Here is a 17,250-nt window from a genome sequence, read left to right as displayed (position 1 = left end):
ACAGGGGTCAGGTGAGAATGGCCCGGCTCAGATTCAGCCTGGCTTCCTCCAGCGCGTCGCCTGCGCCAAGGATATCCGTTTCTCGGGCGCATTGGATCGCATAGTTGATCACCGCCTCCAGGGCCGCCCGTTCATTTTCCCGCTCGCTCGCCTTGTTTTTCGCACCAGCCTCTTGCGGGCCGATTTCGAAGTTGCGCATGAGTTTCCTACCGAAGTGAGTAAATCTTGCTATGTCCTGGTTGCAGTGTTGTAGAAGGCTCACCCGCAGGGCAATGCACTTCTTAACTTTCTATTTACCTGTAGCGGATTTCTCACAGATGCGGGGAAGATCCGGGTCATTTTCCCCCTGGCCCATGCCGGAACACAGGGCGCAGAGCCCAGCCCTGCGGCCAAAGCCCCGGAGCGGCAGGCGCTGGCACATCATTCCAGCGCCTTACCGGTGTTCCTCGGCCGCAGTTGCGGCCAGGGCGCGGTTGTAGGCCTTCAGCGCATCCACATGGTAAAGCGCGCCGATAATTTCCTCCGTGCCGCCTTCCTCCATCATCACCGGCAGAAAGGGCACGTCGGCCCTGTCGAACACCGGCATCGCCGCCTCCAGCGAGGCAGAGGCGCGGATGCACAGCCCTTCCTCCACCAGCGCCTGGCACTCCTCCAGGCCGGCGCAGCGGCTGTCGCCCATCGGCCGCATCACGGCGCCTGTGCGGATCAGCGCCAGCAGATAGGCCTGCGGGCCTGCCGCGCAGTGGATGTCGCGCCGCTCCAGCTGGGTGAGGAAAAAGGAGCGGTCCACCAGCCGCGACGCCAGCGCGGTGGACATCGACACCGAAACCATCACCGCCAGGCCGATCTGCCAGTCGCCGGTCAATTCGAACACAATAAGGGTGGTGGAAATCGGCGCGCCCAGCACGGCGGCCGCCACTGCCCCCATCCCGGCAAAGGCATAAAGCGTGTGCGTGCCCGACACGTCCGGCAGCACCGAGGTCGCGATCAGGCCAAAGGCCAGCCCGGTCAGCGCACCGATCATCAGCGAGGGCGAAAACACCCCGCCGCCCATGCGCCCGCCCATGGTGATCGCCACGGCGGCTGTCTTGACGACGGTAAAGATCACCGCCTCCCCCAGCAGCAGCCCGCCGGTCAGCGCCAGCACCGTGGTCTCATAGCCGACGCCGATGATGTGCGGATACCAGACCGCGATCACTCCCAGCATGGCGCCCGACGCCGCCGGGCGCAGCCAGCGCGGCAGGCACAGCCGCTCCTGCACCTTGTTGCCCACCTTGTCGGCAAAGAAGATCGCCCGCATTTCGACCACAGCCACCAAGCCGCAGATCAGGCCCAGGATCAGGAAGGCCGGCAGCTCCACATAAAATTGCAGCGCTCCCGGCGTGACCAGGGTGAATTCGGTGACATCGCCGTATTCCAGCCGGTTGATCACGGTACCCGCGACCGAGGCAATCACGATCGGCGCAAAGGCGTTGACCGCGAAATGGCGCAGCACCACTTCCAGCGCGAACAGGGCGCCGGCAATCGGCGCGTTAAAGCTGGCGGACACCGCCGCCGCCACCGCACAGCCCAGCAGGTCGCGCCCGGTGATACCATCGGCATTGATCCGGTTGCTGACCCAGGTGGAAATGACACCCGCCATATGCACCACCGGCCCTTCGCGGCCCGTTGAGCCGCCGGTCGACAGCGTGATGAAGGACGCCAGCGCCGAGGCCAGCCCCTCCTTGTGCTCGACGCGCCCGTCATGCAGCGCCGCGCCCTCGATCACATCGGCGACCGAGCGCACGCGCCCGTCCGGGGTGAACCGGTCAAGGATCAGGCCGACCACCAGACCGCCGCCCGCAGCAATCGCCACCAGCACGTACCAGGGCAGCCCCTGCGCAAAACTATGGAGGTAGTCGACATCCGGCGCGCCATAGACCCAGGCCTGCAGCGCCGAGATCCCCTTGCGGAAAAACAGCGCCGCAAAGCCCGCGGCGATGCCGATCAGCAGCGCAATCAGCCAGAACTGGAACTGGCTGGGGCCGCGATTGCGCAGCACCCGCCAGATGTCCTTGAGGCCGGCCAGCCATTGCAGGGAAATTGCGGAAAGGGACGAACGGATTTCTTGCACCATAACCTGCCAGCGGGTCTTTTTTGTTTTCAATGGCCTACAACTGCCATGAAGCCAGTTAAAGAACCCTCACCCGGCCAGGTTTTGCGGCGGATTATCCGGCCAGCAACGCGCGGGCCGCGGCGCGGGCCTCGTTGGTGATGGTATCACCGGACACCATCCGGGCAAGCTCATCCACCCGCTCGGTGCCATCCAGCGGCACCACCTGTGACAATGTCATGCCATCGATCACCTGCTTGCGCACCTGCCAGTGATGGCCGCCAAGCGCCGCCACCTGCGGCGAGTGGGTCACCACCAGCACCTGGCCGCCGCTTGCAAGGTTCCGGAGCCTGCGGCCCACGGCATCCGCCGTCGCGCCGCCGACACCGCGGTCGATCTCGTCGAAGATCAGCGTCTTGCTGGCATCCTCGCCGCGCAGGCAGACCTTGAGCGCCAGCAGGAACCGGCTCAGCTCCCCGCCCGAGGCGATCTTGTTCAGCGGCCCGGCAGGCGCGCCCGGATTGGTGGCGACGGTGAAGGCCACCGCGTCGGTTCCGTCCGGCCCCGGATCTGCTGTGGTGATGCGGGTTTCAAACACCGCCCGCTCCATCTTGAGCGGCGCCAGTTCCGCCATCACCGCCTTGTCCAGCGATGCGGCGCCTTGGCGGCGCACGGCGCCCAGCTGTTTGGCGGCTTGCGCATAGGCGTCTTCCGCCGCCTTCAGCGCGGCTTCCTGATCGGCAAGGTTCTGATCGCCCGCATCCAGCGCCACCAGCTTGGCCCGCAGGGTCTCGGCATACTCGCCCAGCTCATCCGCCTGCACGCCGTGCTTGCGCGCCAGCGCGCGGATCGCAAACAGCCGCTCTTCGCAGTCCTCCAGTTCGCCCGGATTGAAGTCCAGGCTGCCAAGCACCCGCTCGACCCCGTCCTGAGCATCGCCCAGCTCAATCATCGCACGGCTCAGCGCCGCCAAAGGCTCGTCCAAGCCCGTATCGTCTTCCTGGCCCGCGACCCCCTCCAGCCAGCGCTGCGCCTCTCCCATTGCTCCCTCAGCCCCCTCGCTGAGGAGCGCATGGGCGCGGGCGATGTCGCCGCGGATGCGCTCAGCCGCCTGCATCTGGCGGCGGCGGGTGTCCAGCGCCTCATCCTCGCCCGGCTGCGGGTCCAGCTTGTCCAGTTCCGCCACCGCGTGACGCAGGAACTCTTCCTCGGCGCGCACAGCATCCAGCGCGGCGCGGGTGGCCGCCACCGTCTTGCGCGCCTTGGCCGCCCCGGCCCAGGCCGCCCGGACCCCGGCCAGCAGTTTCTGGGTGCCCGCATACTGATCCAGCAGCGCCATATGGCCGCGCGGGTTCAGCAGCCCGCGGTCGTCATGCTGGCCGTGCAGCTCCACCAGGGTTTCCGACAGCGCCCGCAGCACCTCGCCCGAGCAGCGCCGGTCGTTGACCCAGGCGGTCTTGCGTCCGTCGGCGGTGTTCACCCGGCGCAGGATCAGGCTGTCGCCGCCCGGCAGCCCGGCCTCCTCCAGAATCGCATGGGCAGGATGGCCCTCGCCCAGCTCGAACTCTGCCAGAACCTCGCCCTGCTTCGCGCCCTGGCGCACCAGTTCGGCGCGGCCGCGCCAGCCCAGCACAAAGCCCAGGCTGTCGAGAAGAATGGATTTGCCTGCCCCGGTCTCGCCGGTCAGCACATTCAGCCCAGGCTGAAAGTTCAGCTCCAGGTGGTCAATGATCAGGATATCCCGGATATCAAGCGCGCGCAGCATGGCCCCGCCCCGTTGCCGCAGCGGCCGTTACAGCCACTGCCCTTTCACCGTTTGCCGGTAGATCTGGCTCAGCCAGTTGTTGCCGCGGTCCTTGGGCTTGAGCCCGCTTGCCGTCAGCAGCCTGTAGCTGTCCTCATACCATTCGGTGGACTGGAAGTTGTGGCCCAGAATAGCCGCCGCAGTCTGCGCCTCACTGGTGAGGCCCAGCGACAAATACGCCTCGACCAGCCGGTGCAGCGCCTCAGGCGTGTGGCTGGTGGTCTGGAAGTCCTCCACCACCACCCGGAAGCGGTTGATCGCAGAGGTGTAATGGCCGCGGCGCAGGTAGTAGCGGCCGATCTCCATCTCCTTGCCCGCCAGATGGTCAAAGGCCAGGTCGAATTTCAGGATCGCCGAGGTGGCGTACTGGCTGTCCGGGTAGACCTCGATCACCGTGCGCAGCGCCTGCAGCGCCTGGAAGGTCAGCCCCTGGTCGCGGCCCACTTCGTCGATCTGGTCGTAATAGCTGAGCGCCAGCAGATACTGGGCGTACGCCGCATCTTCATCCGCCGGGTAAAAGTCGATGAAGCGCTGCGCGGCGGCGCGGCTGTTCTCGTAATCACGGGTGGAGTGATAGGCAAAGGCCTGCATGATCACCGCCTGTTTGGCCCACTCGGAATAGGGGTACAGGCGTTCGATCTCGGCAAAGTAATATACCGCATCCTTGGGCCGCCGGTTGGCCAGCTCAAACTCGCCGCGCTCATAAATCTGATCGGGCGCATAGGCCTCGACCGACTCGCCGCGCTTGACTGCACCGCCGTCCCCGCCGCAGCCCGCAAGCGCCGCCATCAGAACGACCGCGCCGAGGGTTCTGGCTCCTGCCCTGATGCCGTTCATTGTGCCTAACCTCACCGTCATTGACTTACGGGTGTCCGCCCCGGTTATGCCGTCTCTAGCATATTCGAATGGCGCGCAAAATGCCTTTCGCCACTTCCGCGCTCACTTGGCAGAGAAAGCGGCCTGCGGTCAAGGCTGCAGGGGACGGCCAGCCTCCGCGCCGCCCTGCCGGCCGCAGGAAAAGACCCGGGACAAGGGGGTCCCGGGCCAGTTGTCCGCTCGTTCCTGGTTTTCTGCCTTATGCCACGCGGCGCTGCTCAGACGGGATTTCCGACCAGATCAGCCCCTGCCCCGGAAGCCGTGCGGTCATCGCCGCATCACAGGCGACGGCCCGAACCGCGCCGGGCTCCGCAAACAAGGCGCGCAGCAAAGTGTTGGTCAGCGCGTGCCCCGCGCGCTCCCCAACGTAGCGCCCCAAGATCGGCCCCCCGGCCAGTGCCAGATCGCCCAAGGCATCCAGCATCTTGTGGCGTACAGGCTCATCCGAGTGGCGCAGGCCGGCGCCGCTCTCGACACGGTCCCCGTCAAACACAACCGCGTTTTCGCCCGGGACACCGCCCAGGGCGAGGCCATTGGCCTGCATGGCTTCGACATCCGCCTGGCGGCAGAAGGTGCGGCTGTCGCACAGTTCACGCGCAAAGCTGCCGTTGCGCATGTCCAGAACCTTGCTCTGGCGGCCGATGGCGGCCTCGGCAAAGTCGATGTGGAATTCGATGGTCAGACGGTCCGACGGCAGCAAAGTGGCGCGGGCGCCGTCCTTCTCGACCGTCACCGGCTTCAGCACCTGATAGGCAGTGGCCGGCACGCCCTGGCGCTGCACGCCGTAATGCATGATGCCGCGCACAAACGGCGCAGCGGAGCCATCGGCGATCGGCACTTCCGGACCGTCGATTTCGATCAGCGCGTTGTGCACGCCGCAGCCTGCCAGTGCTGCCATGATGTGCTCAACGGTAGAGACGCTGACACCGGAGGTATTGACCAGCCGGGTGCAGAGCGGGCTGCGCTCCACCAGGTCCCAGCGCGCCGGAACCACGGTGTTGCCCAATGCGATATCGGTGCGCTTGAACACGATCCCATGCCCCGCCGGAGCCGGGTTCAGGGTCATGCGGGCGGGCTTGCCGGAATGCAGGCCGACCCCTTCAAATGCCACCGATGCCTTGAGCGTATTCTGCACGTTGTGCCTCTTTTCACCATGTCCGGCCTCTCGGGCCGTGTTGCGAAGAGAGTTAAGGTTTTGGAAAAAATCCTACAACTCAATCTTTGTAACGGTTTGAAACATGGCTGTAACAGATAGGCAAAACATCGCTTAGAACCAGGCAAAACCCTCAAATAAAACAGGAAAAGCCGCCCAAAGGCGGCTTTCCTCAGCGTGATATGTGATGCGTCAGTTTGCCTGGCGGCGCAGGAACGCGGGGATTTCGATGCGTTCCTGGTCGGGATCGGGCTGCTGCGCCTGTGCCTGCTGCGGCTGCGCCGAAGGGGCCTGGGCCTGCATTGCGGGCTGCTGGCGCACCGCCTGCGGCTGCTGTTTGGCGGCCGGGGCTTCAGCTGTTCCGGTCATCCGGTGGATCAGCGAATTCAGGCCAAAGCGGCGCTGGCCCTCAGGCTGCTGTTGCTGTTGCTGTTGCTGTTGCGGCTGCTGCGGTGCCGGCGCAGCGGGCGCCACCGGGCGCGGCTGCTGGGCTTGCGGCTGCTGAACCCGCTGGGCAGCCGCCTGCAAACGCTCCAGCGCCTGCGGCGACGGGGTGCCCGGCGCGGGCGCCTTGGGCGCGACAAAGGCGTCGGGCTGCTGGCCGGCCGCATCCGCTTGCGGACGGAATTCCGGCACCTGCGGGCGGTAGGCCGGCGGCGGCAGGCCATCATCGCCCATCCGCTCCGGCTCTTCGAACACGTCACCGGACTGCTCCTGCTCGGCTGCCTGCTGCACGTTCAGCTCTTCGAAAAGCGACGGCTCTTCCAGCGCTGCGGCGGCTTCCGCGGCCTCCGGCACCGGGGCCGGAGCGGCCTCAGCCGGTGTCGGCTGCTCGACCGGGGTTTCCAGCTCCAGCGGTGCGGCGCGGCTCTCCTCGACGCTGACGGTCTGGCGCAGCGGTGCAGACATCGGGCGGCGCGGCACCGGCATGTCGGTGTTCACGTCGGTTGCGTCGATGCCTGTGGCCACGACGGACACGCGCATCTTGCCTTCCATGCCGGTGTCCAGGGTGGAGCCGACGATGATGTTCGCATCCGGGTCCACTTCCTCGCGGATGCGGTTGGCGGCCTCGTCCAGTTCGAACAGGGTCAGGTCATGGCTGCCGGTGATGTTGATCAGCACGCCCTTGGCGCCGCGCAGGCTGATTTCGTCCAGCAGCGGGTTGGCAATCGCCTTTTCGGCGGCCTGGACCGCGCGGTCCTCGCCCTCGCCCTCGCCGGTGCCCATCATCGCCTTGCCCATCTCATCCATCACTGCACGGACGTCGGCAAAGTCGAGGTTGATCAGGCCGGGGCGGACCATCAGGTCGGTCACGCCTTTGACGCCCTGGTACAGCACGTCATCCGCCATCGAGAACGCCTCGGTGAAGGTGGTCTTCTCATTGGCGAGGCGGAACAGGTTCTGGTTCGGGATGATGATCAGGGTGTCGACCACCTTCTGCAGGCTTTCGACACCCGCTTCAGCCTGGCGCATCCGCTTCAGGCCTTCAAACTGGAACGGCTTTGTGACGACACCAACGGTCAGCACACCCAGTTCCCGCGCGGCCTGCGCGATGATCGGCGCGGCGCCGGTGCCGGTGCCGCCGCCCATGCCTGCGGTGATAAAGCACATATGCGCGCCCGCCAGGTGGTCGACGATCTGCTCGATGCTTTCCTCAGCCGCGGCAGAGCCGACTTGCGGGCGGGCGCCTGCGCCCAGGCCTTCGGTGACCTTGATGCCCAGCTGGACGCGGCTCTTGGCAGCGCTTTGCTGCAGCGCCTGCGCGTCGGTGTTGGCCACGACGAATTCGACGCCATCCAGTTCCTTGGCGATCATGTTGTTGACGGCATTGCCGCCGGCGCCGCCGACACCGAACACGGTGATCTTCGGCTTCAACTCTTCATTCCCGGGCATTGAAAGGTTCAACGTCATGCTCATACCGCCTGTGTTACCTGCCCTTCCCGCAAAGGGCGTATTCCTGTCCTATTCACCATAATCTTACCGCGCAGGGGATGTTTCGTCATCCCAAAAAGCACAATGTGCCACAAAATACGGCCTCATTCTGAGGTCAAAACCGCGGTATTTCGCCGTCCCTAGCAGATATTGCGGAAAGAGCACAAGCCAAACACAACACACAGAAGCCATCCGCAAAATCCCAACTTGCGGAGGACGTTTCCATGATACGTGGCTGGCCACTGCCCGGCCTGCTGACTCGCCGCTTTTCGCGGACGTTAAGAACAACCTAACGGGTCCTGCCGGCGCTGTCACGCCCTCTTTGACCTTCCAGGTTGAATGAATTTCCGGCTTACCAGTTGTCGCGGAACCAGCGCACGGCGCGGCCCAGGGTGCCCGCCGGATGGCGGCTGGCGGGCATGTCGAAATCCCACCATTCATCCTGCGGATGGGCCGCAAACAGGCACAGCCCCACGGCCGAGGCAAAGCCCGGCCCGGTCGCCGATTGCGGCAGGCCGTGCACCCGCAGCGGGCGGCCCAGGCGCACCTGCTGGCCCAGGATCCGGCTCGCCAGACCGTCCAGCCCCATGATCTGGCTGGAGCCGCCGGTCAGCACGATCTGCTGGCTGGACAGGTATTCGAACCCGGCCGCATCCAGCCGCGCCCGCACCTCCTCCAGGATCTCCTCGACCCTGGGCCGCATGATGCCGATCAGCTCAGCCCGGCTGACGGTGCGGCGGTCGTGCTCCCAATCACCGGTATCACCGCCGATGTCGATCATGTCGCGGTCGTCGGCACCGGTGGCATGGACGCCGCCGCAGAAGGTCTTGATCCGCTCTGCATTGGACAGCGGCACCCCCAGCCCCATCGAAATGTCGCTGGTGATGTGATCGCCGCCCAGCCGCACCGCGTCGGCATAGATCATGTGCTTCTTCATGAAGATCGAGATTGAGGTGGAGCCGCCGCCCATGTCGATGCAGGCCGCGCCCAGCTCCTGCTCATCCTCAACCAGCGCCGAAAAGCCGGAAACATAGGCCGAGGAGGCGATCCCCGCCAGCTCCAGATCGCAGCGCTGGATGCAGCGCACCAGGTTCTGCACGGCGATGGCGTCCACCGTCAGCATGTGCATGTCGACGGCCAGGGTCTGCCCCATCTGGCCGCGCGGATCGGCCAGGCCAGAGCGGTTGTCGAGCGCAAAGTTCACTGGCTGGGCATGCAGCACCTCGCGGCCCGCGCCGTATTCCGGCACCTCGCAGGCGGCCAGCACCTGGGCGACCTCATTCTCCGACACAACCTGGCCCGCAAGGTCCAGGGCCGCATCCAGCCCGTAAGAGCGCGGATTAGCACCAGAGAAACAGGCAATCACGTGATCGACCCGCACCTCGGCCATCTTCTGCGCCGCCTGCACCGCGGTGCGGATCGCGCGCTCGGTTTCCTGCATCGCGGTAATTTCGCCGAACTGTACCCCGCGCGACCGGGTGGTGGCAGCGCCGATCACCCGGAAACCCGACTGCCCGGCCAGCGCCCCGATGGAGCCGTCCTCGCTCAGGCGGCCGGTGCCGTCAAAGCGCAGCACCAGGCAGGCGATCTTGGAGCTGCCCACATCCAGAATGGCCACCACGCCGCGCTGCATCGCCTGACGCCGCATCTGCCGCATTGCCCGCTGCGACTGATAGAGATCTGTCATGTTACTGCCCGCCCCCATTCAACTGCCGGATCCGCCACCAGTTTTCCACTGAGTTTTCGGTCATCCGCACGGTCGGGCGCCCAGCCAGGCGCATATCCACCGCCGCAACATCGCGTTCCAGCAAATCCTGTACTTCACTCACCGCCAGCACCCGCTCCAAGGCGCGCACCGGATCGTCCGCCGGCAGCATGATGCGCTGCTTGCGGTCCAGCACCACGTCCCAGCGGCGCTCCCCCACGCGCACCAGGCCGCGCAGCCGGGGACCCAGCGGTTTCGCCGCCGCAAACAGCCGCAGCGCCTGCGCCGCGTGCTTGGCTGCGCCCCTGCCCGCGATCAGCGGCAGGTCGGGGTGCAGACTGCGGCGGCCCAGCTCGGCCACGTGAATGCCGTTTTCGTCCAGCAGCGCCAGCCCCTCGCGGCTGCGCCAGATCAGCGCCGGTTCGCGCTCCTCGACGTCCACCTGCAGGATGCCGCCCGGGCGGATCCTGACACTCGCGGATTTCACCGGGTCCAGCCCGGTGATCACATCACGGATCTGCTCCAGGTCCAGATCAAAGGAGCTGACGGGGAAATCCAGCGGCACCACCTCGCGGATGTCCTGGGCCACGCTGGTGCCCGCCCCGTCCACCGCCATCACCTTGACCATGAACTCAGGCCGTTCCTGGATCGCGGCGCGGGCATCATTGATCAGCCCCTGCAGCGCGCCGCGGCGGCCCTCATCCGCCAGATAGGCGCTGCCGGCCGCCAGGATCAGACAGAGCGGCACCCCGAACCGCAGGCCGAAACGGATGCCCGGCGTCAGCATCCAGCGCTGCAGCCGGTACTTCAGCCGCGACGGCGCCGGGTCCGCCCGCCCTTCTTCCGGCTTGCGGAACCACCCCTTCAGCGATTGCATGAGGCATCCTCCACCATCCAGGCGCAAAGCTGGCCGAAGGTCATGCCGCAATGGGCCGCCTGCTCCGGCACCAGCGAAGTCGGCGTCATGCCGGGCTGGGTGTTGGTCTCCAAAAGCACCAGGCCGCTGGCGCCGCGCGCCTCGTCCCAGCGGAAATCGGTGCGGCTGACACCGCGGCAGCCCAAAGCCTCATGCGCCTTCAGCGCGTATTCCAGGCACAGGTCATGGATTTCCCGCGGCAGGTCCGCAGGCAGCACATGGCGCGATCCGCCGGGCTTGTACTTGGCGTCGTAATCATACCAGCCGTCGGTCAGGATATCGGTCACCGTCAGCGCCCGGTCCCCGATCACCGTAGTGGTCAGCTCGCGTCCGGGCGCATAGGTCTCGACCATCACCTGCTGCGGCATCTCCTGCGACAGCTGCGGCGGGCCGTTTGCGGCCTCATGCACGATATAGATGCCGACGCTGGAACCCTCGTTGTTGGGCTTCACCACATAGGGCGGCGCCATCACGTGGCCGGCCGTGACGTCCTCTTTTGCAAATAGCCCGCTGTCGACCACCGGCAGCCCGGCGGCGCGGTAGACCTCCTTGGAGCGCTGCTTGTCCATTGCCAGCGCCGAGGCCAGCACCCCGGAATGAGTATAGGGCAGGCCCAGCCACTCCAGCAGGCCCTGGACGCAGCCGTCCTCGCCCCAGCGCCCGTGCAGCGCGTTGAACACCACATCCGGCTTTGCCTCTGCCAGGCGCGCGTGCAGGTCCCGGCCTGCATCCACCTCAACAACCTCGAACCCCTCACCGCGCAAAGCGGCCGCGCATTCACGGCCGCTGGACAGCGATACCTCGCGTTCGGCTGACGGTCCGCCCATCAGCACCGCGACTTTCGGGAGTGCCCTGCTCGACTTACTCACCTCGAAGCGCCTCAATATGCGGGGCTTTTCTGCCCCTGGTTCTTGGAGCCCTGAACGGGCCCGCCTTATGCCTTGGTGCCGGGGTTCCCCCGGCGGGTTCTTGCGGGGCTCCGCACCCCAGTGTCTGGCGGGGCTGCAGCCCCTTCATCCGGCATGCCATTGCCGCCTCTTCGGCACCCTAACGCCCAAATTCTTACCGGGGTGTTAACACTGCCTTTACCACGTTTAACAATTGCCGCTGCCCGGGTCCCGCCGGGACCATATGGTGACCTTAAGCTGCGGCAACAGAAGCCTTTGTCAGCATTCAGGTTTTCAAGTTATTCGGGAAGCGGATCACCAATCCGCATGATTTCCCACTCTAGCCTGATGCCGGAATTCTCGTAAACCTTTTTCCGCACGTCCTCGCCCAGCCCTTCCAGATCTGCGGCAGTTGCGCCACCGGTGTTGATCATGAAATTGGAATGCTTCTCGCTCATCTGCGCACCGCCGCGCCGGGCGCCGCGCATCCCGGCGTTGTCAATCACCTTCCAGGCCTTGAGGTCATGCACATCATCCGCCTGCCCGGTCGAGGAGAACCCCGCCGGGTTGCGGAAGGTGGACCCGGCCGAGCGGTCCTTGACCGGCTGCGTTTCATCCCGCTTCTGCAACTGCGCTTCCATCCGGGCATGCAGCTCCGCCGGATCGCCCTTGGGGCCGCGCAGTTTCGCCGATACCAGCACCGCGCCTTCGGGGAACGCAGTCTGCCGGTACTGAAAGCCCAGCTCTTCGGCGGTGATCTCGCGGATCTCGCCCTGGCGGGTGACGATGGTCGCCGAGACAAACACATCCGCGGTATAGCTGCCATAGCAGCCCGCGTTCATCCGCACCGCGCCGCCGATCGAGCCGGGAATGGTGCGCAGGAAGGTGAGGTCGATGCCCGCATCCGCCGCTTTCCTGGCCACATGCGCATCCAGCGCAGCAGCCCCCGCGGTAACGGTGTCACCATCGGTTTCGATGCCGTTAAAGCCGCGGCCCAGACGGATCACCACCGCGCGCAGGCCCCCGTCGCGCACGATCAGGTTGGAGCCCACCCCCATCGGGAACACCTGCACCGCAGGGTCCAGCTGGCGCAGGAATTCCACCAGATCCTCGACATCCGCGGGCTGGAACAGGTGGTCGGCCGGGCCGCCTACCCGCAGCCAGGTCAGCTCTGCCAGCAGCTTTTGCCGCGTCAGCCGCCCGCGAGCCGCCGGAAGTATAATTTCAGAACGCGCCGCCATCGTCTTTTCTGCCCCAGTTTCCAGCCTATGAACGCGCATAGTCCGTAAACAAGATGGCCATTGAAATAAAGGGACAACACGACCTGGCGGACGTCGTGTTCATGATTCTGCTCAAACCGGTTGACCGCCAGCCAGATCAGAATGGCCGCCCAGAGCAGCACCAGCCCGATGGCCAGCCGGCGCCAGCGGTGGCGGGCAAGAAGATAAAACCCGATCAGCCAAGCGGCACCGAACGCCAGCCAGATTGTAAACACAACGGCCATACACAGCCTCCACCGCCGGCAGACACATGCCGGCTTCAAAAAGAAACAAATATTCCAAGGGCAGTCGTTCTTCTCAGGCAGTGATACTGACGGACTGGAAAAATTTCGTTAAGCGCACCGCCAAGGGGCCGCCTGTCAGCGCCGCAGCGAGCGCCTGATATAGCGGCCCAGGTAAATCACCGGCCAGCGCAGCACCGACATTCCGGCCAGCAGCACCGCCAGCCCCCACCAGGGGCCGTTCTCCCAGGTCACATAGCCCAGCAGCGGAATCCCCAGCGCAATCAGCACATAGGCCCGGGTCCAATGGCCGTCGCGGCTGGGGATCATGCCCAGAATATTGGCGGCCAGCGCCCAGACAGCGGCCAGCGTCAAAGACAGCGTCATCTCCGGCTCCTCACCCCGCCAGCTTCATCTGGCCGGAAATATCCCGGGGGGAGCCGCCACAGGCGGCGGGGGGCAGAGCCCCCTGCTGCAGCCGCATTCCTCAGCGTTCCAGCCGCGCAGGCAGACCGTTGGCCCAGGTGCTGATGGTGCCCGCGCCCAGGCAGACCACCATGTCGCCGGGCCGCGCCTGCTCGCGCACCAGGCGCTCCAGGTCTTCCTCATTCAGCAGGGCACGGGCGTGGCGGTGGCCGTGGCGGATCAGGCCCGCCACCAGATCGTCGCGGCTGGCGCCCTCGATCGGGTCTTCACCGGCAGAGAACACCTCAGCAATCGCCACCACGTCGGCCTCGTTGAAACAGGCGCAGAAATCGTCGAACAGGTTCGACAGGCGGGAATAGCGGTGCGGCTGATGCACCGCGATGACCCGGCCCTCGCAGGCCTGGCGCGCCGCCTTCAGCACCGCGGCGATCTCCACCGGGTGGTGGCCGTAGTCGTCGATGATGGTAACGCCATTCACCTCACCCACTTTGGTGAAGCGGCGGTTCACCCCGCCGAAATTGGCCAGCGCCTCGCGGATTTCGGTGCTGTTCATGCCCAGATGCCGCGCCACTGCCACGGCGGACAAGGCGTTAGAGACATTGTGGTCCCCCGGCATCGGCAGGGTGCAGCCCTCGATCACCCTGTCCTCGGCCTGCAGCACCACGTCGAAATGCGCCACACCCGCCTTGTAGGTCAGGTTCACCGCCCGCACATCAGCCTGCGCATTGAAGCCATAGGTCACCACCCGGCGGTCGGAGATCCGGCCCACCAGCGCCTGCACCTCCGCATGGTCGGTGCAGCAGACCGCGATGCCGTAGAACGGAATGTTGGAGACAAACTCCAGGAAGCCGTCGCGCAGGCGGTCGAAGTCGCCCCAATGCTCCATATGCTCCGGGTCGATGTTGGTCACCACGGCAATGGTCGCGGGCAGCCGGTTGAAGGAGCCGTCGCTCTCATCCGCCTCGACCACCATCCACTCGCCCTGCCCCATCCGCGCGTTGGAGCCATAGGCGTGAATAATGCCGCCGTTGACGATTGTGGGGTCGAACCCGCCCGCCACCATCAGCTCTGCCATCATGGTGGTGGTGGTGGTCTTGCCATGGGTGCCGCCAATGGCGACATTCGATTTCAGCCGCATCAGCTCTGCCAGCATATCGGCGCGGCGCACCACCGGCAGACCGCGCAGGCGGGCCTCGTCCAGCTCCGGATTGCCCGGCTTGATCGCGGAGGAGATCACCACAACCGCGGCCTCCTCCAGGTTCTTTGCCTGCTGGCCCACAAAAATCCGCGCGCCCAGCTCTTCCAGCCGGCTCGTGATCTTGGAGGCCTTCAGGTCCGATCCCTGCACCATATAGCCCAGGTTCAGCAGCACCTCGGCAATGCCCGACATGCCGATGCCCCCGATGCCGACAAAGTGGATCGGGCCGACGTCACCAGGCAGTTTGGTTGCAGGGTTCATAACGTTTATCCTTCCTCGGCCAGTTGCTCCACCAATGCCGCCAGGCGTTCGGTGGCATCGGGAACTCCGGCGCTTAGTGCAGCAGACGCCATTTGCGCGGCAGCCTGCGGGTTACTCAGAATCGCGCCCATATGCTCTGCCAGCACCGGGATATCAAGGGCGCTTTCGGGAATCATCACGGCAGCATTGGCATCAACCAGACCGCGGGCATTGGCGCTCTGGTGGTCGCCTGCAGCGGCGGCAAAGGGGACCAGGATCGACGGCCGCCCGATGATCGAGATATCCGCGACCGAGGAGGCGCCCGAGCGCGAGATCACCAGCTGCGCCTCCGACATGCGGGCGGGCACATCGGTGAAAAACGTCTGCACGTCGGCGTTAATACCATTGCTGGCATAAAACGCGCTGACCCGTTCCAGGTCTTCTTCCCGCGCCTGATGCGAGACGCGCAGGTGCTGGCGGATGTTGTCCGGCAGCGCGGCCACCGCGGCGGGCACCACATCGGACAGGATCCGCGCGCCCTGGCTGCCGCCCATGATTAGCAGCGACATCGGATAATCCCCCGGCGGGATATAACCCGCGCCCGCCCGCTCCATCACCGCGCTGCGCACCGGGTTGCCCACGTGTTCATGCGGCACGCCCTCGGGCAGCGCAGTTGGCCAGGTGCCGCAGGCCACGCCCGCGACGCGGGTGGCAAAGATCTGGTTGACGCGGCCCAGCACGCCGTTCTGCTCATGGATCATCCGCGGCAGTTTCAGCAGCGTCGCCGCCCCCAGCGCCGGTATCGACGGGTAGCCGCCAAAACCAATCACAGCGTCCGGGCGCTCGCGCCGCATCTGCGCTGCCATCGACAGAACGCCAGCCGCGATCTTCGGCCCCGCCAGCGCCTTGGCCAGCAGCCCGCCGCGGGCGAAGGTGGCCGAGGAGACCTCGGAAATCTCCACCGCGCTTGGAAACGCCGCGGTGTAACGCGCCCCGCGCGCATCGGTTGACAGCTTCACCCGCCAGCCGCGCGCCAGCATCGCCTCGGCCAGCGCCTGTGCAGGAAACATATGGCCGCCGGTTCCGCCGGCAGCCATCAAAAGCAGCTTATGTGCCATCCCAGGTGGTCTCTTTCCAAATCTCGTCAGCGGCCGCGGCCATTCAGGTAATCGGCAATCCCGCCCTGCGGGCGCGTCCGGGTAAAGGCCAGGAGCATACCCACTGCGATCCCGGTGGCAATCAGCGAGGATCCGCCGTAGCTGACAAACGGCAAAGTCATGCCTTTTGCAGGCAGCAGCCGCACCGCAACACCCATGTTGATCATTGCCTGAACGCCGAACATGCACACGAGGCCCGTGCCCGCCAGACGGATGAAGGTATCGCGCTCGCGCATCAGCCGGAACAGTGAGCGCACCACGATGGAGGCGTAAAGCACGATCAGCACCGCCACCAGAACCAGCCCGTATTCCTCCGCCGCGACGGCGACGATGAAATCGGTATGGGCATCCGGCAGCGACCATTTCACCTGCCCCTCGCCAACGCCGACGCCGAACAGTCCGCCCTCGCGGATCGCATTGGTGGCATAGCCCAGCTGGGTTGTGGGATCGACATCGGGGTTCAGAAAGCCGTCGATGCGGCGGGCAAAGTGTTCCGAGCTGTTATAGGCAAAGATACCGCCCAGCACGACCACCGCGGCCATACAAACAAGCAGCAGCATCGGCGCGCCTGCCACGAAATACATCACCCCCCAGCCGAACAGGATCAGGCTCGCCTGGCCGAAATCAGGCTGCAGGACCAGCATCATCACCACCATCATGCACAGCGCAAAGGACATCAGCGTGCCCGGCGGGCCGTTGATCTGCTGGCTGGCGGCAATCATCCAGGCCGCAACGACGATGAAACCCGGCTTCAGGAACTCCGACGGCTGCAGCGAGGCAAAGCCCAAGCTGTACCAGCGCACCGCACCCTTGCCGAAATCGGTGCCGAAAATGGGCAGAAATGCCAGCGCCACAAAGGCCACGGCAAAGCCGACCACCGCCAGCCGCCGCACCAGCGTCGGCGACATCACCGAGGTGATCAGCATCGCGGCCAGCGCCGTCAGCCCGAACACCGCCTGCCGCTGCACATAGTGGAAATTGCCGAACCCGTTCCGCTCCGCCAGCGGCACTGAGGCGGCAAGCCCCAGGAGCAGGCCGATCACGAACAGCATCAGGATGCAGGACATCGTCCATTTATCCAGCGTCCGCCACCATTTCGGAAGGATCGGCTCGCCTGCCCGCACAGGAACCGCGCCATAGACCATCTCAGTCATGGGAATACCGCCACTAATTGCCTCGCTCCGCCCCATTTTTCGGGGTCTCACCTAAACTGTAACGATTCGTGAGCGATGGCGCCAGAAAAAGAACGCCCTTCGGCGGAATCCCACCGCCGCGCCGCACCCCCGTCTTGACAGGCAAGAAGCTGCCCGCACGCCGGCGGCAATCCGCAAATGCCCGCCGCCCGGCCCTCCCCCTTGCGCCG

15 protein-coding genes are annotated in these 17,250 nt (G+C 65.6%); all 15 read right to left on the bottom strand.

Annotation, left to right across the window (positions count from 1 at the left end; genetic code table 11):
- Window positions 1-7 precede the first annotated feature (7 nt).
- The 15 genes from ACTRWG_RS17705 to ftsW all read right to left on the bottom strand — a co-directional run bounded on the left by ACTRWG_RS17705 (window position 8) and on the right by ftsW (window position 17,041).
- Entirely contained in the window at window positions 8-199 is a 192-nt protein-coding gene (locus tag ACTRWG_RS17705; protein ID WP_008554548.1) for a hypothetical protein, read from the bottom strand.
- A 234-nt stretch (window positions 200-433) separates the two neighbouring features.
- Window positions 434-2,116, bottom strand: a complete 1,683-nt coding sequence (locus ACTRWG_RS17700; RefSeq protein ID WP_027237024.1) for a chloride channel protein — start codon at window positions 2,114-2,116, stop codon at window positions 434-436.
- A 91-nt stretch (window positions 2,117-2,207) separates the two neighbouring features.
- Window positions 2,208-3,857, bottom strand: a complete 1,650-nt coding sequence (gene recN / locus ACTRWG_RS17695) for a DNA repair protein RecN (protein WP_462829710.1) — start codon at window positions 3,855-3,857, stop codon at window positions 2,208-2,210.
- 27 nt (window positions 3,858-3,884) lie between these two features.
- Window positions 3,885-4,733, bottom strand: coding sequence for an outer membrane protein assembly factor BamD (locus tag ACTRWG_RS17690; protein WP_259956852.1), 849 nt, complete (start codon window positions 4,731-4,733; stop codon window positions 3,885-3,887).
- Between the two features lie 238 nt (window positions 4,734-4,971).
- Window positions 4,972-5,907: a UDP-3-O-acyl-N-acetylglucosamine deacetylase gene (gene lpxC, locus ACTRWG_RS17685; RefSeq protein WP_462829709.1), complete on the bottom strand. Its 936-nt coding sequence runs from the start codon at window positions 5,905-5,907 to the stop codon at window positions 4,972-4,974.
- A 210-nt stretch (window positions 5,908-6,117) separates the two neighbouring features.
- Window positions 6,118-7,836 carry a cell division protein FtsZ gene (gene ftsZ, locus ACTRWG_RS17680; RefSeq protein ID WP_462829708.1) on the bottom strand — a complete coding sequence of 573 codons (1,719 nt, stop codon included), beginning with the start codon at window positions 7,834-7,836 and terminating at the stop codon, window positions 6,118-6,120.
- A gap of 373 nt (window positions 7,837-8,209) precedes the next feature.
- Entirely contained in the window at window positions 8,210-9,544 is a 1,335-nt protein-coding gene (ftsA, locus tag ACTRWG_RS17675) for a cell division protein FtsA (protein ID WP_027237019.1), read from the bottom strand.
- 1 nt (window position 9,545) lies between these two features.
- Entirely contained in the window at window positions 9,546-10,439 is an 894-nt protein-coding gene (locus tag ACTRWG_RS17670; RefSeq protein ID WP_027237018.1) for a cell division protein FtsQ/DivIB, read from the bottom strand.
- Window positions 10,427-11,305 (bottom strand): D-alanine--D-alanine ligase, encoded by an 879-nt coding sequence (locus ACTRWG_RS17665; RefSeq protein WP_245597420.1) that lies wholly within the window; start codon window positions 11,303-11,305, stop codon window positions 10,427-10,429. Before ACTRWG_RS17665 ends, ACTRWG_RS17670 begins: the two co-directional genes overlap by 13 nt.
- 359 nt (window positions 11,306-11,664) lie before the next feature.
- The gene (gene murB / locus ACTRWG_RS17660; RefSeq protein ID WP_036797470.1) at window positions 11,665-12,606 is read right to left on the bottom strand and encodes a UDP-N-acetylmuramate dehydrogenase; all 942 of its coding nucleotides are present in this window, start codon (window positions 12,604-12,606) and stop codon (window positions 11,665-11,667) included.
- Window positions 12,558-12,869 carry a hypothetical protein gene (locus ACTRWG_RS17655; RefSeq protein WP_027237015.1) on the bottom strand — a complete coding sequence of 104 codons (312 nt, stop codon included), beginning with the start codon at window positions 12,867-12,869 and terminating at the stop codon, window positions 12,558-12,560. The genes murB and ACTRWG_RS17655 overlap by 49 nt, the downstream gene beginning before the upstream one ends.
- Window positions 12,870-13,004: 135 nt before the next feature.
- Complete coding sequence (locus tag ACTRWG_RS17650; protein WP_027237014.1) at window positions 13,005-13,253, bottom strand: DUF2484 family protein; 249 nt, start codon at window positions 13,251-13,253, stop codon at window positions 13,005-13,007.
- Window positions 13,254-13,353: 100 nt separating this feature from the next.
- Window positions 13,354-14,751: a UDP-N-acetylmuramate--L-alanine ligase gene (murC, locus tag ACTRWG_RS17645; protein ID WP_027237013.1), complete on the bottom strand. Its 1,398-nt coding sequence runs from the start codon at window positions 14,749-14,751 to the stop codon at window positions 13,354-13,356.
- A gap of 5 nt (window positions 14,752-14,756) precedes the next feature.
- Window positions 14,757-15,848, bottom strand: coding sequence for a UDP-N-acetylglucosamine--N-acetylmuramyl-(pentapeptide) pyrophosphoryl-undecaprenol N-acetylglucosamine transferase (locus ACTRWG_RS17640; RefSeq protein WP_462829707.1), 1,092 nt, complete (start codon window positions 15,846-15,848; stop codon window positions 14,757-14,759).
- 26 nt (window positions 15,849-15,874) lie between these two features.
- Window positions 15,875-17,041 carry a putative lipid II flippase FtsW gene (ftsW, locus tag ACTRWG_RS17635; protein ID WP_027237011.1) on the bottom strand — a complete coding sequence of 389 codons (1,167 nt, stop codon included), beginning with the start codon at window positions 17,039-17,041 and terminating at the stop codon, window positions 15,875-15,877.
- Window positions 17,042-17,250: the final 209 nt, after the last annotated feature.

The organism is Leisingera sp. G5_S3_59_S7 (genome assembly GCF_054968485.1).
This window is presented reverse-complemented; position numbering and strand designations above follow the sequence as displayed.